This is a genomic window from Variovorax terrae (genome assembly GCF_022809125.1).
Lineage (GTDB): Bacteria > Pseudomonadota > Gammaproteobacteria > Burkholderiales > Burkholderiaceae_C > Variovorax_A > Variovorax_A terrae.
Genome location: NZ_JALGBI010000003.1, coordinates 714,909 through 730,084, shown reverse-complemented (window position 1 = coordinate 730,084; position 15,176 = coordinate 714,909). Strand labels below are relative to the sequence as shown.

At 71.6% G+C, this 15,176-nt stretch carries 15 protein-coding genes; 9 read left to right on the top strand and 6 right to left on the bottom strand.

Annotation, left to right across the window (positions count from 1 at the left end; all coding sequences use genetic code 11):
• Positions 1-106: 106 nt before the first annotated feature.
• Positions 107-1,378, top strand: a complete 1,272-nt coding sequence (locus MMF98_RS22820; protein ID WP_243309633.1) for an Hsp70 family protein — start codon at positions 107-109, stop codon at positions 1,376-1,378.
• Positions 1,379-1,416: 38 nt separating this feature from the next.
• Here MMF98_RS22820 and MMF98_RS22815 read toward each other — a convergent pair whose 3' ends face one another.
• Complete coding sequence (locus MMF98_RS22815; protein WP_243309632.1) at positions 1,417-2,067, bottom strand: TetR/AcrR family transcriptional regulator; 651 nt, start codon at positions 2,065-2,067, stop codon at positions 1,417-1,419.
• A gap of 122 nt (positions 2,068-2,189) precedes the next feature.
• Here MMF98_RS22815 and MMF98_RS22810 point away from each other — a divergent pair, with 122 nt between their 5' ends.
• The 3 genes from MMF98_RS22810 to MMF98_RS22800 are packed head-to-tail and all read left to right on the top strand — an operon-like array spanning position 2,190 to position 4,908.
• Complete coding sequence (locus MMF98_RS22810) at positions 2,190-2,603, top strand: VOC family protein (protein WP_243309631.1); 414 nt, start codon at positions 2,190-2,192, stop codon at positions 2,601-2,603.
• Positions 2,604-2,617: 14 nt separating this feature from the next.
• Positions 2,618-3,421: an SDR family NAD(P)-dependent oxidoreductase gene (locus MMF98_RS22805; protein ID WP_243309630.1), complete on the top strand. Its 804-nt coding sequence runs from the start codon at positions 2,618-2,620 to the stop codon at positions 3,419-3,421.
• A 29-nt stretch (positions 3,422-3,450) separates the two neighbouring features.
• A complete protein-coding gene (locus MMF98_RS22800) occupies positions 3,451-4,908 on the top strand; it encodes a DHA2 family efflux MFS transporter permease subunit (protein WP_243309629.1) in 1,458 nt (485 codons plus the stop codon).
• A gap of 22 nt (positions 4,909-4,930) precedes the next feature.
• Here the strand turns inward: MMF98_RS22800 and MMF98_RS22795 are convergent, their stop codons facing one another.
• Positions 4,931-5,836 carry a DMT family transporter gene (locus tag MMF98_RS22795; protein ID WP_243309628.1) on the bottom strand — a complete coding sequence of 302 codons (906 nt, stop codon included), beginning with the start codon at positions 5,834-5,836 and terminating at the stop codon, positions 4,931-4,933.
• 191 nt (positions 5,837-6,027) lie between these two features.
• A complete protein-coding gene (locus MMF98_RS22790; RefSeq protein ID WP_243309627.1) occupies positions 6,028-7,041 on the bottom strand; it encodes an NAD-dependent epimerase/dehydratase family protein in 1,014 nt (337 codons plus the stop codon).
• A 95-nt stretch (positions 7,042-7,136) separates the two neighbouring features.
• On the opposite strand from MMF98_RS22790, the gene MMF98_RS22785 reads away from it, so the two are divergent.
• Positions 7,137-8,021, top strand: coding sequence for a LysR family transcriptional regulator (locus MMF98_RS22785; protein WP_243309626.1), 885 nt, complete (start codon positions 7,137-7,139; stop codon positions 8,019-8,021).
• 20 nt (positions 8,022-8,041) lie between these two features.
• Positions 8,042-8,935, top strand: coding sequence for an alpha/beta fold hydrolase (locus MMF98_RS22780; RefSeq protein ID WP_243309625.1), 894 nt, complete (start codon positions 8,042-8,044; stop codon positions 8,933-8,935).
• Positions 8,936-8,978: 43 nt separating this feature from the next.
• Here MMF98_RS22780 and MMF98_RS22775 read toward each other — a convergent pair whose 3' ends face one another.
• Positions 8,979-9,785, bottom strand: coding sequence for a YecA/YgfB family protein (locus MMF98_RS22775; protein ID WP_243309624.1), 807 nt, complete (start codon positions 9,783-9,785; stop codon positions 8,979-8,981).
• Positions 9,786-9,875: 90 nt separating this feature from the next.
• Between MMF98_RS22775 and MMF98_RS22770 the strand changes: the two genes are divergently transcribed.
• The gene (locus MMF98_RS22770; RefSeq protein WP_243309623.1) at positions 9,876-11,495 is read left to right on the top strand and encodes an FMN-binding glutamate synthase family protein; all 1,620 of its coding nucleotides are present in this window, start codon (positions 9,876-9,878) and stop codon (positions 11,493-11,495) included.
• Here MMF98_RS22770 and MMF98_RS22765 read toward each other — a convergent pair.
• Positions 11,485-11,919 carry a putative toxin-antitoxin system toxin component, PIN family gene (locus MMF98_RS22765; RefSeq protein ID WP_243309622.1) on the bottom strand — a complete coding sequence of 145 codons (435 nt, stop codon included), beginning with the start codon at positions 11,917-11,919 and terminating at the stop codon, positions 11,485-11,487. The two genes, MMF98_RS22770 and MMF98_RS22765, sit on opposite strands and share 11 nt — an antisense overlap.
• Entirely contained in the window at positions 11,897-13,126 is a 1,230-nt protein-coding gene (locus MMF98_RS22760; protein WP_243309621.1) for a THUMP domain-containing class I SAM-dependent RNA methyltransferase, read from the bottom strand. The genes MMF98_RS22765 and MMF98_RS22760 overlap by 23 nt, the downstream gene beginning before the upstream one ends.
• 301 nt (positions 13,127-13,427) lie before the next feature.
• On the opposite strand from MMF98_RS22760, the gene MMF98_RS22755 reads away from it, so the two are divergent.
• Together MMF98_RS22755 and MMF98_RS22750 are read left to right on the top strand one after the other, a co-directional pair.
• A complete protein-coding gene (locus tag MMF98_RS22755; RefSeq protein ID WP_243309620.1) occupies positions 13,428-13,958 on the top strand; it encodes a MarR family winged helix-turn-helix transcriptional regulator in 531 nt (176 codons plus the stop codon).
• Positions 13,955-15,142: a mandelate racemase/muconate lactonizing enzyme family protein gene (locus MMF98_RS22750; protein WP_243309619.1), complete on the top strand. Its 1,188-nt coding sequence runs from the start codon at positions 13,955-13,957 to the stop codon at positions 15,140-15,142. Before MMF98_RS22755 ends, MMF98_RS22750 begins: the two co-directional genes overlap by 4 nt.
• Positions 15,143-15,176: the final 34 nt, after the last annotated feature.

The following is a 15,176-nucleotide window of genomic DNA, read 5'->3' as shown; positions in this document are numbered from 1 at the left end:
AGTCTCTTAGAACGGCGGCCCCCCCGCAAAGCGGTTAGTATCCAGCCCCCGGCGCGCGCCCTGCGGCTGCCGCGCGGGCTTTTTCCTTCCTGCACCCATCTCATCCATGACCCGTTCTGAACAGGGCACGCTCGGCATCGACTTCGGCACCTCCAACTCCGCGGCGGCCTGGGCCGGCGTCGAGGGCGATGCCCGTCTGATCCCGCTCGAAGGCGCCGCCACGGCGTTGCCCACCGCGATCTTCTACAACGCGGAAGACCACAGCACCCATTTCGGCCGCGAAGCCATCGGCCTGTACCTGAGCGGCGCCGAAGGCCGCCTGATGCGCTCGCTCAAGAGCCTGCTGGGCAGCCCACTGCTGCTCGAAAAAACCCTGGTCAACGGCCAGCCGCTCAGCTTCCAAGACATCATCGCCACCTTCCTGGCCGAGCTGCGCGAGCGCGCCGCGCGCCACACCGGCCAGCCGCCCGCGCGCGTGGTGCTGGGCCGGCCGGTGCATTTCGTGGACGACGCGCCCGAGCGCGACCGCGAGGCGCAGGCCATGCTGCTGCAGGCGGCGCGCCAGGCCGGGTTCGACGGCGAGCTCTCGTTCCAGCTCGAACCCATCGCCGCGGCCTTCGACTACGAGCGCCGCGTCACGAAGGAATGCCTCGCGCTGATCGTGGACATCGGCGGCGGCACTTCCGACTTCACCGTGGTGCGGCTCGGCCCCGAACGCCGGCGACGCGCGGCCGGGCGCGACCGCAGCGACGACATCCTCGCCACCAGCGGCGTGCACATCGGCGGCACCGACTTCGACCACCGGCTCAACCTGGAACAGGTGATGCCGCTCCTGGGGCTGCGCCACCAGGGGCCGCAGGGCCGCGAGGTGCCAAGCGCCGTGTTCCACGACCTGTCGACCTGGCACCTGATCCACTGGCGCCAGACCGCACGGGCGCTGCGCGAGGCGCAGGCGCTGCGCAGCGCCTACCGCGACACGCGGCTGCACGGGCGGCTGGTGACCGTGCTCGCGCAGCGCCACGGCCACCGCATCGCCAACGCGGTGGAGGCGGCCAAGATCGACTGCTCGGTCTCGGGCGGCGGCGCGGCCATCGACCTCTCGTTCATCGAGCCCGGCCTGGGCGCCGAGATCGGGCCGCAGGCCCTGGCCGACCATTTGCAGGCGCTGCTGGCTCGCGTCGTGGCCTGCGCGCGCGAATGCCTGACGCTGGCCGGCCTGCCGCGCGGCGGGCCCGACGCGATCTACCTCACCGGCGGTTCGTCGGCCCTCAAGCCGCTGCAGCAGGCGCTGCGCCGCGAATTCGGCGGCACCGAGCTGGTGGAGGGCGACCTGTTCGGCGGCGTGGCCTCGGGCCTGGCGTATTCGGCGCCCGCGTAGCGCGGCCGGCGGGCGCCTGAGCGCCTGCTCGCAATCCCTCAGGACAGGCCCTTCTCCACCATGTCCAGCAGGCGCTGGCCCATCGCCCGCGTCTGCGCCCGCGTCATGTTGCGCAGCGGCCCGTCGATGATCAGCAGGGCCAGGCCATGCACGGCCGACCAGGCCAGGTACTCGGCCCCCGGGCGCTGCCCGCCCGGCAGCACGCCGGCCTCGACCAGCCGGTCGAGGGCCGCGCCCAGCAGCTGGAACGGGTTCAGGCCGCTCTGGCCGGCCATGGCCGGATCGGTTTCGCCTTCGACCTCGTCCGGCACCGAGAACGCCGTGCGGAACAGGCCCGGCTCGGCCTGCGCGAACTGCAGGTAGCCGGTGCCGACGGCGCGCAGGCTGGCGCGCGCCGCCTCGGCCGGGCTGCTGCGGCTGCGGCGCAGGCGGGCCAGTTCGGTTTCCATCGACACCGCCACCGCCGCCAGCGCGGCCGCGCGCACCGCCTGCAACAGCTCGAGCCGGCTGGCAAAGTGCCGGTAGGCCGCATTGGGCACCACGCCCGCCTGCCGGGTGGCTTCGCGCAGCACGATCGCATCGGGGCCGCCCGCGCGCGCCAGCGCGATGCCGGCGTCCAGCAGCGCGCGCCGCAGGTCGCCGTGACGGTAGGTGCTGCGCGCGCGGGGGGCGCCTGTCGTGCCTGCCATTGCTTCTCCATGTGGACAGTGTCCATTATCTATGCTATGGTCTTGTGGACAGCGTACACAATTTGAAACCCACAACAGGCAGGCACGCTGTTCGATGCCACAACCCCTCCCCAGGAGATGCCATGCACGTTCAAACCTACCTGTCCTTCGACGGCCGCTGCGAAGAAGCGCTCGAGTTCTACCGCAGCGCGCTCGGCGCCGAAACCACCCTGCTGCTGCGCATGGAAGACAGCCCCGAGCCTGCGCCCCCCGGCGTGCTTGCGCCGGGCTCGGAACACAAGGTGATGCACGCGAGCTTTCGCATCGGCGAGACGACCGTGATGGCGTCCGACGGCCATTGCCTCGGGCGCTCGGATTTCCAGGGCTTCTCACTCTCGCTCGCGGCCTCCAGCGCCGCCGAGGCCGAGCGGCTGTTCGCCGCGCTGAGCCAGGGCGGACAGGTGCAGATGCCGCTCGCCAAGACCTTCTTCTCGCCGTGCTTCGGCATGGTCGCCGACCGCTTCGGCGTCTCGTGGATGGTCATCGTCGAGCCCTGAACCCGGAGCACCCCATGTTGCTGAACCACAAGACCGCCGTGATCCACGGCGCGGGCGGCGCCATCGGCGGCGCGGTCGCGCGCGCCTTCGCGCGGGCGGGCGCCAGGGTCTTCCTCGCTGGCCGCACGCCGGCGAAGCTCGACGCGGTGGCCCGCGACATCCGGGCCGCAGGCGGGACGGCCGAGACCGCGGTGGTCGAGGCGCTGGACGAGCAGGCCGTCGAACGGCATGCCGATGCCGTGGCGGCCCAGGCGGGCGGCATCGACATCGCCCTGAACGCCGTGGGCGTCTTCCATGTGCAGGGCACGCCTTTCGCGCGGCTGTCGCTGGAGGACTACGCCTACCCGGTCACGGTCTACACCCGCACCAACTTCATCACCGCGAAGGCCGCGGCCCGGCACATGGCGAAGCGCGGCTCGGGCGTGGTCCTCATGCTCACGACGCCGGCATCACGCATGCCGGGGCCCGGGTTCCTGGGCCACAGCGTCGCGTGCGCCGGGGTCGAGGCCATGACGCGCCACCTGGCGGGCGAACTCGGCCCCGACGGCATCCGCGTGCTCTGCCTCCGGTCGCATGCGATTCCCGAGGCCACCGCGCCCGCCCTGGGCTCCCATTGCCGCGACGTGTTCCGCCAGGTGGCTGAACCGGCCGGGATGAGCATCGGGGATATGCTCGCGGGTGCCGCCACGGGAACGCTGCTCAAACGCCTGCCCACGCTCGACCAGGTGGCGGCCACCGCCGTCTTCCTGGCCTCGGAGCAGGCTGGCGCGATGACCGGCGCCATTGCCAACCTGACCTGCGGCATGTCCCTCGACTAGGGCCGGCGCACCTCACAAGGAGATTCCTCATGCCCCAACCCCTCGATGCCCGCAAGCGCTGGCTCGCCCTGATGGTGCTGTGCCTCGGCGTGCTGATGATCGTGCTCGACACGACCATCGTCAACGTGGCCCTGCCGTCGATCCGCGCCGACCTCGGCTTCTCCGAGACCGCCCTGGTCTGGGTGGTGAACGCCTACATGCTCACCTTCGGCGGCTTTCTGCTGCTCGGCGGCCGGCTCGGCGACCTGTTCGGGCACCGCCGGCTGTTCCTGCTCGGCATCGCCTTCTTCACGCTCGCTTCGCTGGCCTGCGGGCTGGCGAACTCGCAGGGCCTGCTGATCGCGGCGCGCGCCGTGCAGGGGCTGGGCGGCGCCGTGGTCTCGGCGGTGGCGCTCTCGCTGATCATGAACCTGTTCACCGAGCCCGCCGAGCGCGCCAAGGCCATGGGCGTCTACGGCTTCGTGTGTGCCGGCGGGGGCAGCATCGGCGTGCTGCTCGGCGGCCTGCTGACCAGCACCTTCAGCTGGCACTGGATCTTCCTGGTCAACCTGCCGGTCGGCGTGGCCGTCTACGCGCTCTGCCTCGCGGTGCTGCCGGACGCCCGCGCCCAGGCCGCCGGCCAGCGCCTGGACGTGGCCGGCGCCGTGACGGTGACGGCCTCGCTGATGCTGGCCGTCTATGCGGTCGTGAACGGCAACGAAGCCGGCTGGGCCTCGGCGCAGACGCTCGGGCTGTTCGCCGCGGCGGCGGTGCTGCTGGCGCTGTTCCTCGGCATCGAGGCGGGCGTGCAGGCGCCGCTGGTGCCGCTGGGCCTGTTTCGCCTGCGCAACCTCGCCACCGCGAACGTCGTCGGCATCCTGTGGGCCGCCGCCATGTTTGCCTGGTTCTTCATTTCCGCGCTCTACCTGCAGTTGGTCCTGGGCTACAGCCCGCTGCAGGTCGGCCTCTCGTTCCTGCCCGCCAACCTGATCATGGCCGTCTTCTCGCTCGGCCTCTCGGCCCGGATGGTGATGCGCTTCGGCATCCGCACGCCGCTGGCGGCCGGGCTGCTGCTGGCCACCGTGGGGCTGGCGCTGTTCGCCCGCGCGCCGGTGAACGGCAGCTTCATCGCCGACGTGCTGCCCGGCATGACCCTGCTCGGCCTGGGCGCCGGCATCGCCTTCAACCCGCTGCTGCTGGCCGCCATGAGCGATGTCGATCCCGGCGAGTCGGGCCTGGCTTCCGGCGTCGTCAACACCTCGTTCATGATGGGCGGCGCGCTCGGCCTCGCCGTCCTGGCCAGCCTGGCGGCGGCGCGCACCGACCGCCTGCTCGCCACCGGCGCCGATGCGGCCGCCGCCCTCAATGCGGGCTACCAGCTCGCCTTCGTCGTGGGCGCGGTCTTTGCCGCCACGGCCGCGCTGCTGGGCGCGGCGCTGCTGCGCGCCGGCGCAACCGGCCCGGCCGCCGCGCAGGCCGCGGCCGGCGCGGAATCAGGCCTCTCCTGACGCCGCGCCCCGGCGCCTGCCGCTACGCACGCCGCATCAGCAGCAGCATCGCCAGCCCCAGCCCGGCCGCCCCCAGCCACTGGCGCGGGGCCAGGGGCTCGGACAGCAGCCCGGCCGCCAGCAGCGTGGCCACCAGCGGCTCGGTCAGGGTGCAGATGCCGGCCGCCGTCGGCCCCAGGCGCCGCGCGCCCCAGGCAAACAGCAGGTAAGCCACCGAGGTCGTCACCACGCCGGTGTAGGCCACCCCGAGCCAGGCCGGCCCGCCGTGGGGCCAGGTCGGCAGGCCCTGCCCCAGCACCAGCAGGGCCATGCAGCCCGCGGCGGCCGTCATGCCCCAGGCCGAGGCCGTCACCGCCGTCACCCGCGACGGCATGCGCGCATTGCCCAGCACCACCAGGGCGTGCAGGCCGGCGGAAGCGAACGACCAGGCCAGGCCGGCCAGGTAGTGCTGCGGCCAGACCCAACCGTTGGCGGGAAAGACCATCAGCGCCACGCCGGCGCTTGCCAGCAGCAGCGCCGCCAGCAGGCGCCCGGTGGGCCGCTCGTAGCCGCGCAGCATCGACACCACGGACACGATCACCGGCGCACAGCAGACCGAGATCACGGTCGGCAGGGCGGCGCCCAGCGCGGCAATGCCCGCGAACCAGCAGCTGACATTGAGCGCCATGGCCACGCCGGTGCCGGCCACCATCGCGCGCTCGCGCCACGACAGGCCACCCCAGCGGCCAGCCCGCGCCGATGGCGCCGGCTGGCGCAAATGCCACCACCACAGCAGCGGCAGCCCGCAGGCAAAGCGCGCCAGCGCCAGGCTCTGCGGCGACATGCCGTGCACCATCACGAACTGGGCCACCAGGGCGCCGCCGCCCCACAAGGCGCCCGCCAGCAACACACCGCCCCAGGCCAGGGCGGAAACCGTCGAATTTTTCACAAGGGAGTTCTCCACATGTGCGCCAGCCGGAGGCAGGCGCATCCATCCACACCCAGGCCGCCTTCGCAGGGGGGCGGCCGAGGCGGCTTCAGCGCGCGGTTTCAGGCGCGCGGCTCAGCAGCGGACGGCGGGGGGAGAACGGTGAGAACACATGGCAGGCATTGTAGGAGCCCGCCTGTGGGCGGGGCGCGTCAGGCCTGCCCGGGCAGCGCCGCCGGCCCGGCGCCGCGCCGCGCTGTCAGCCCCAGGCCGTCGGCCGCGCTGCGCGCCGCGGCCAGCAGCGGCGTGTGGGGCTCGGCGCCGAGCAGCGCCACCAGCCGTTCGTTGGCCAGGCCGTGCGGCGTGCGCCAGAGGTAGGCCATCTCGCTCAGCGCCTGCCAGGTGGGCACCACGAGGCCGCCCAGGCGGATCAGCGGCCAGGGGAAGGTGCCGATGCGCAGCGACCCGCCCGCCGGCAGCCAGCCCTCTTCCCAGGCCAGCTCGGTCAGCGCCGCGACCCAGTCCTGCCCGGTGAGGGTGTGGCCCGTGAAATGCAGCGTCTCGAACGCCGGCAGCCGGTCGCGGCGCGCGGCCACCTCCACGAACGTGCGGGCCAGATCGGGCAGGTAGGCCCAGGCGGTGGGCACGTCCAGCGCACCGGGATAGGTGAACCGGCCCTGCGCCAGCCCCTTGGCCATCACCTGGTCGAACCACGAGCCAGTGCCGCTGCCGAAGAAATCGCCGGCGCGGATCACCACGGCCTTCATGCCGCCGTCCAGGGTGGCCTCGCGGATCTGGCGCTCGCTGGCGATGCGCAGCCGGCCCTTGACGGTGGCGGCGGCCTGCGGCGTGTCCTCGCGCAGCCGCCGCGGCATGGCGGCGCCGAAGTTGTAGACGCTGGCCGGCAGCATCAGCGTGGCGCCGAGCGCGCGGCTGATGCGGATGGCCGCGTCCGTGAGCTGCGGCACCTGGACGCGCCAGGCGCTGTGGACGTAGGGCGGGCTCAGCGCCTGCACCACCACCGAGGCGCCTTCTGCCGCCGCGGCCAGCGCGGCCGTGTCGTCCGGCGCCAGCGCGAGCCAGCGCACGCCGGGCACGGCCGGACCGGTGGCGCCGGGACGGACCTGGGCCAGGACATGCCAGCCGGCCTGCGCGAAGGCGCGCACGGCGGCCTGGCCGAAGCGGCCGCGGCCGCCGAGCACGAGAACCGAGGGATTCGAGGTCATGAGAGGCTCCTTCAAAAAAGCGGGTTGATGGATGGATTGTGGAAATTCCACGCGCACTCCACAATTACCTATCGATCGACACTAGGTATTCATCAATGAATAGCACCTTCGACTGGAACCTGATCCGCTCCTTCCTCGCCGCGCTCGAGCACGGCAGCCTGCTGGGCGCGGCGCGCGCGCTGCAAGCCAGCCAGCCCACGCTGGGGCGGCACATCGCCGAGCTCGAGCGCCAGCTCGGCGCCGTGCTGTTCGAGCGCACCGGCCGGGGCCTGCTGCCGACCGCGATGGCGCTGCGGCTGGCCGAGTCGGCGCGGGCCATGGAAAGCGGCGCCCACCAGCTCGCACGCAGCCTGTCCGGGGCCGAAGCGGATGCCTCGGGCACGGTGCGCATCAGCGCCAGCCAGCCGGTCGCCTGCTTCGTGCTGCCGCCGCTGCTGGCGCAGATGCGGCTGGCGCTGCCGCAGGTGCAGGTGGAGCTGGTGGCCAGCAATGCGGTCAGCAACCTGCTGCGCCGCGAGGCCGACATCGCGCTGCGCATGGTGCAGCCGGACCAGACCAGCCTGATCGCCAGACGCATCGCCAAGGTCACGCTGGGCGCCTACGCGCACCGCGACTACCTGCGCCGGCGCGGCACGCCGCGCCAGCCCGCCGACCTGCTGGCGCACGAGCTGATCGGCGACGACCGGGGCGAGGCCGTGCTGCGCGGCTTCGCCAGTTTCGGCCTGCCGGTGGCGCGCGAAGCCTTCGGATTCCGCACCGACGACCTGATCGCCTACTGGCATGCGGTGCGCGCGGGCCTGGGCGTGGGCTTCGTCGCCGACTACCTGGCCCGCACGGACAGCCAGTTGGTGCCGCTGCTGCCCATGCTGAAGATTGCGCCGCTGCCGATCTGGCTCACGGTCCACCGGGAAATCCGCAGCAGCCGGCGCATCCGCGCGGTGTACGATTTCCTGGCCGATGCCGTGCCGCGCGCGCTCTAGGCTGAAGAGGGAGACCGATCATGAGCTGGTTCGACGGATTCGAGACATGCCGACTGCCGGTCGACGGCGCGGAGATCTTCGCCCGCCATGGCGGCGACCGCAGCCAACCTGCCCTGTTGCTGCTGCACGGTTTTCCGCAGACCCATGCGCTGTGGCACCGCGTGGCGCAGCAACTGGCGCATGACTATTTCCTGGTGATGCCCGACCTGCGCGGCTATGGCGACTCGTCCAAGGCGCCCGGCCTGCCCGACCATGACAACTACAGCAAGCGCAACATGGCGCGCGACCTGGTGCAGGTGCTGGATGCGCTCGGAGTGGATCGCTTCTTCCTGTGCGGCCACGACCGCGGCGGCCGCGTAGCGCACCGGCTGGCGCTGGACCATGCGCCGCGCGTGCGCAGGCTCTGCGTGATCGACATCGCGCCCACGCTGGACATGTACAACGCCACCGACATGGCGTTCGCGCGCGCCTACTACCACTGGTTCCACCTGATCCAGCCCGCGCCGCTGCCCGAGACCATGATCGGCGCGAATGCCAGGGCCTACCTGCACGCCAAGCTCGGCGGCTGGGGCAGCGGCGGGCTGGACCACATCGAGCCGCAGGCGCTGGCCGACTACGAGCGCTGCTTCTGCCGCGCCGAGTCGATCCACGCGGCCTGCGAGGACTACCGCGCCAGCGCCGGCATCGACCTCGACCATGACCGCGACAGCCGCGCGCGCGGCGAGCGCATCGCCTGCGACATGCTGGTGCTGTGGGGCGAGCGCGGCGTGGTGCACCAGCTGTTCCAGCCGCTTGACCTCTGGCAGGCGCAATGCGCGGGCACGGTCACCGGCCAGCCGCTGGCGGCCGGGCATTTCATTCCCGAGGAACAGCCGCAGGCCACGGCCCGGGCGCTGGCGGCGTTCTTCCGCTAGCGGGCGCGGCGGCTCGAAAGGCGGCGGCGGGCGCCGGGGCCGCTCAGGCCGCGGCGCCGTGGCACTTCTTGTATTTCTTGCCGCTGCCGCAGGGACACGGGTCGTTGCGGCCCGGCTCGGCCGCACGGCGCACGGTTTCCACGCGCGGGCCGATGCTGCGCCAGAGCTCGCGCAGGTCGTACACGGCCCACAGCGCCGCGGCGTAGGCATCCAGGCGCGCCTCGCTCACGCTCGGGGGGCCGTCCTCGCTGAGGGCCGACAGGGTCGGCTCGTCCTCGTCGTCTTCCGTCAGCGCCACCAGGGCCTCGAGCGAGGCGTTGAGCCACTTGGCGGCGTCGCGGTCGCGCGGCGCGGCCCATTCCTCGGGCCAGTTCTCCACGGCGAACATGAAGCCGAGCGCCCAGACCTGGGCGAAGGCGGGCAAGTCCTCGCCCTCGACCTCGGCCCGTTCCTCGGGCGGCAGGCTGGCGATGGCGCCGCGCACGTCCATGACTTCGGGCGCATAGGCGCTGTCGTCATCCAGCGATTCGATCGGCGTGTCGAGCGCTGCCGCCACCTCGCTCCAGCGCTGCGCCCACAGGGCCTGGAAGCGCGCGGCCTGCGCCGCGTCGGCGAAGGAGCCGCTGTCGCCGGCCTCGCCGGCCTCGCCGGCAGCGTCGTCGCCGATGGCCAGCAGCACGCCGAGGTATTCGTCCACCGGGATCGGCCGGCGGCAGCAGATCAGCGCGGCCATGAAGCCCTCGCAGAACTCCCATTGCGGGGTTTCGTCGTAGCGGGTGCGCAGGTCGTCGAGGATGGCGTCGAGCTCGTCGAAGGCTTCGGGCGCCATGGATTCAGGGGAGGCGGTCATGCGGGAACAATCAAGGGGGGCTTCTATGATGTGCAGTGTAGCTGCCCTCTTTCGCCGCGCGCCGGCGCGCGGCCGACCCGGAGACTCATGATGTTCGATCGACTCCAGGCGCATTTTCCCGTGCGCTACACAGCCTTTGCGCTGTGCATTTTCGGCTTCCTGCTGATGCTGTTCACGGTGGTGGGCTTCGGCGTCGGCTGGCTGGGGCTGCTGGTGTTCGCGGCGCTGATCGCGCTCGGACTGCACGACCTGCGGCAGGTGCGCCACTCGATCCTGCGCAACTACCCGGTGATCGGCCACCTGCGCTTCCTGCTCGAATTCATCCGGCCCGAGATCCGCCAGTATTTCTTGGAGAGCGACAACGAGGCGGCGCCGTTCTCTCGCGCGCAGCGCTCGCTGGTCTACCAGCGCGCCAAGAGCGAGCCCGGCAACCGGCCGTTCGGCACCCAGCTCGACGTGAACACCGAAGGCTACGAATGGATCAACCACTCCGTGGCGCCGAGCCGCCTGGACTCGCACGATTTCCGCATCACGATCGGCCCCGAGCGGGCGCAGCCCTACGAGGCCAGCGTGTTCAACATCTCGGCCATGAGCTTCGGCGCGCTGTCGGCCAACGCCATCCTCGCGCTCAATGCCGGCGCGCGGCGCGGCGGCTTCGCGCACGACACGGGCGAGGGCTCGATCTCGGTGCACCACCGCGCCAACGGCGGCGACCTGATCTGGGAGATCGGCTCGGGCTACTTCGGCTGCCGCCACGAGGACGGCAGCTTCGATGCCCAGCGTTTCGCCGAGCAGGCGCGCGAGCCCCAGGTGAAGATGATCGAGCTCAAGCTCAGCCAGGGCGCCAAGCCGGGCCACGGCGGCGTGCTGCCGGGGCCCAAGGTGACGCCCGAGATCGCGGCGGCGCGCGGCGTGCCGGTGGGGGTGGACTGCATCTCGCCCTCGTCACACCGGGCGTTCTCCACGCCGGTGGAGATGCTGCAGTTCATCGCGCGGCTGCGCGAGCTCTCGGGCGACAAGCCGACCGGCTTCAAGTTCTGCGTGGGCCATCCCTGGGAATGGTTCGCCATCGTGAAGGCCATGCAGGCCACCGGCATCACGCCCGACTTCATCGTGGTGGACGGCGCCGAGGGCGGCACCGGCGCAGCGCCGCTGGAGTTCACCGACCACGTGGGCGCGCCGCTGCAGGAAGGCCTGCTGCTGGTGCACAACACGCTCAAGGGCGCGGGCCTGCGCGGCAAGATCCGGCTCGGCTGCGCGGGCAAGGTGGTCAGCGCCTTCGACATCGCGCGCATGATGGCGCTGGGCGCCGACTGGTGCAATTCGGCGCGCGGCTTCATGTTCTCGCTGGGCTGCATCCAGGCGCAGAGCTGCCACACCGGCCGCTGCCCGACCGGCGTGACCACGCAGGATCCGCAGCGCCAGCAGGCGCTGATCGTGCCGGACAAGGCCGAGCGCGTGTTCCACTTCCAGCAGAACACGCTCAAGGCGCTGCAGGAGCTGGTGCAGGCCGCCGGCCTCAGGCACCCGCAGGAGATCACGGCGCACCACATCGTGCGGCGCGTGAACGAGAACGAGGTGCGCCTGCTGGCCAGCCTCGTGCCGCAGGTGGCCGAAGGCGCGCTGCTGGGCGTCAGTCTCGGCGACAGCCTGCACAACGTCTTCCGGCTGTACTGGCCGCAGGCCCGCCCGGATCGCTTCACGCTATAGATTCAATAGCAGAAGAAGTCCGCACATCAAGGACCTCCAGCCGTTTCTTCATGGAAAGCACGGCCCGGTCCTTGCTCAGCAGCCGGGCCTTGTGCGCCACCGCCAGATCGATGAAGGGCTGGTCGTCCGGGTCGCTGCAGGTCACGCAGGCCTTGGGCGCGGCCTCGACCAGGCAGGCATGGCGGTCGAACGCGGCCAGTACGTCGCCGGCCGCCAGCCCGTAGAACGCCAGGCGCGGCGTGATCTGCGGGTAGGCCAGCACGCGCTCGAGCTCGCTGCGCATCGCCGGCGTGGCCAGCCATTGCAGCTGCGCCGCCACCAGCGCCTGCTTCAGCGGCAGCGCCGCCGCATCGCTGAACACGAAGGCGTCGAGGACGATGTTGGTGTCCAGGACGACCGGGCTAGGGGGCCGCGGGCTTGTCACGGGCGGAGCCTTTGATCATGTCGAAGCGGAACAGCCGGCATTCGATGGGACCGTTCCACATCGGCACGCGGCGCGATTCCTTGAGGCGCATGCGCGACGGCAGCTTGAGGTCGGGCGTGAGCATCCAGGCGGTCCAGCCCGGGTAGTGCTTCTTCCAGTGCGCGGCCAGCTGCGTGAAGAAATCCTGGCCGTCGTCGCCCTGGGCCACTTCGCGGCTGGCACGGGCCTGCCGGCCGGCCACGCCCGCGGCCTCGATGCGCTCGCCGTAGGGCGGGTTGAGCAGCATCAGGCCCGGGCGCTCGCAGGGCGGCATGCGCTGCAGCGCGTCGCCGCCGCGCAGCTGCACCGCCTCGGCCACGCCGGCGCGCTGCGCGTTGCGCTCGGCGAAGTCCACCATGCGGTGCGCCACGTCGCTGCCGAACACCTCGACCGCCGGGCGGGACACGGCGCCGCGCGCCTCCTGTTTGAGCGCGTCCCAGACATGGGCCTGGAACGGCAGCTGCTTCTCGAAGGCAAAGCGGCGCAGCAGGCCGGGCGCGATGCGGCAGGCCATCTGCGCGGCCTCGATGGCGATGGTGCCGCTGCCGCAGCACGGGTCGTACAGCGGCACGGGCGCCGCGCCGTGCGGGTCCCAGCCGCTGGCGGCGATCATCGCGGCCGCCAGGGTTTCCTTGAGCGGCGCCTCGCCCTTGTCCTCGCGCCAGCCGCGCTTGAACAGCGGCTCGCCCGAGGTGTCGATGTACAGCGTGGCGGTGTCGGTGGTCAGGTGCGCGTAGAGGCGCACGTCGGGCCACTGGGTGTCAACGTCGGGGCGCACGCCGCTCTTGTGGCGGAAGCGGTCGGCCACGGCGTCCTTGATCTTGAGCGCCGCGAAGTTCAGGCTCTTGAGCGGGCTGTGCTGCGCGGTGACCTCGATCTTGAAGCTCTGCTTCGGGGTGAACCAGATTTCCCAGGCCACGGCGGCCGCGGCCTCGTACAGGTCGTTTTCATCGCGGTAGGGCGTGAGCGAGAGCTGCACCAGCACGCGCTGCGCCAGGCGGCTGTGGAGGTTCAGGCGCATCGCGTCGCGCCAGGAGGTCTTGGCGATCACGCCGCCGCGGCCGACCAGCAGGTCGTGGCCCGTGAGACCGGTGAGCGCATGCACTTCGTCGGCCAGGTAGTCCTCGACGCCGGCGGCGCAAGGCAGAAAGAGTTGGAGTTGGTTCATGGGTCAGCCCCCGAGGATACGCGGTCCGCCGGGGCGCGCGCCGGCCAGGGTGAAGCGGCGGCGCTGGCTGGCCGGGGCACGGCGGCGGCCCGGCCTCGCGGGCGCCGGGCGTCCGCAGGCCCGCACGCGGCTCCCGCCAGGGAATCCGGCCACTCCAGCCGCTATGAAAAAGAGAGCAAACTATCACCGCACGACAAGGACCCCTGCTGCTTTTGACGTATTTCAAGGGCTTCATGGACCCTTTTGGCCTACCGGGAAAACACCAAGAGCCCACGGTGCCCTCCCGTCACAGAATGTGGACATGTCTACATTGAAACGCAAGAAGACAGAGACTGCGGGCGCCGCCGCCTGCCCCTGGCTCGACACCCGTCTTTGCGGGACGGAGCTGATGCTGGACGACTATCCGAGCGCCCTGCTGATGCGCGTGGCCAACCTGGTGCAGGCGGAAGTCACCAGCGTCTACGCCCGCCAGCATGACTTGAGCGTGCCGGAGTGGCGCCTGCTGGCGCGGCTGCACGAGTCCGCCCCGATGCAGCTGGCCGCGCTGTGCCGCACCTCGTTCTTCGACAAGGCCTATGCCGGCCGCGTGCTGCGCGCACTGGAGGCGCGCGTCCTGGTGAGCACCCGCGTGGACGAGGCGCACCGGCGCCGGCTGATCGTCGACATCACACCCGCCGGGCGCGAACTCGCGCGGCGGGTGACGGCCGTGGCGCGGCGCAGCCAGACGCGGTTGCTGGAGGTGCTGGACGACGGCGAGCGCACGGCCCTCTACGCCACGCTGCACAAACTGCTGGCCGCCGCCCCGGCGCTGGCCCCCAAGGAAACCCCATGAAGATCACACAAGTCGAAACCCTGCACGCCGACGGAGGCTACCGCACCTGCTCCTACATCAAGATCAGCACCGACGAGGGCCTGGTCGGCTGGGCCGAGTTCTACGACGGCTTCTCCGGCGCCACGCTGGCGCCGCTGGTGCTGGCCTTCGGCAAGCTGGCCATCGGCATGGACCCGCGCCAGGTGGGGCGCCTCAGCGAATCGCTGCTGGCCACCACCCGCGTGGCGGCCGGCGGCATCTCGCACCAGGCCGTGGCCGCGATCGAGAACGCCTGCCTGGACATTGCCGCCAAGGCGCTGGGCGTGCCGGTGTACCAGTTGTTCGGCGGCCCGTTCCGCGACCGCGTGCCGGTCTACTGGACGCATTGCGGCAGCTACCGCGTGCGCCACGCCGCGCTGTACGAGAAGCTGGGCTACGAGCCCGTGCGCACGCTGGACGACTTCACGCGGCTGGGCCGCGAGGCCGTGGCGCAAGGCTTCATGGGCGTCAAGACCAACCCGGTGTTCTTCGACAAGGAGACGCCCTACATGTTCAACGGCGGCTTCCGCATCGCGCCGGGCTTTCTCGACCGCAGCATCAGCGACGCGCACCTGCAGGCCATCGTGGACCAGCTCGCCGCGCTGCGCGAGGGCATCGGCCCACACACCGGCCTGATGCTGGACGTGAGCTTCAGCCAGCGGCCCGAGGGCTACCTGCGCCTGGCGCGCCGGCTGGAGCCGCTCAACCTGTACTGGCTGGAGCTGGACATCCGCGACCCCGAGGCGCTGGCCATGATCCGCAGCCGCACCCGCACGCCGATCGCCTCGCTCGAAGGCCTGCACGGCCTGCACGAATACCGGCCCTACCTGGCCGGCCGCAGCGTGGACACCGCCATCATCGACCCGATGTGGAACGGCGTGTGGCAGTCGGTGCGCATCGCCACGCTGGCCGACGCCTTCGAGACCCACATCGCGCCGCACAACCCGGTGGGCGAACTGGGCAACCTGATGAGCCTGCACTTCTGCGCCGCCGTGCCCAATGTGCGCATCATGGAGCTGCGCCCCGACGAGGCGCCGTGGACGCGCGGCTTCCTCACCCACACCCCGGTGCTCGAAGCCGGCCACATGCTGGTTCCCGACCGCCCGGGCTGGGGCGCCGACGTCAACGAAGAGGCGCTGCGCGCCCATCCCGTGCGCGCGGCCTGACACCGCCTTCCACCCCGAACCTATTTCCAAGGAG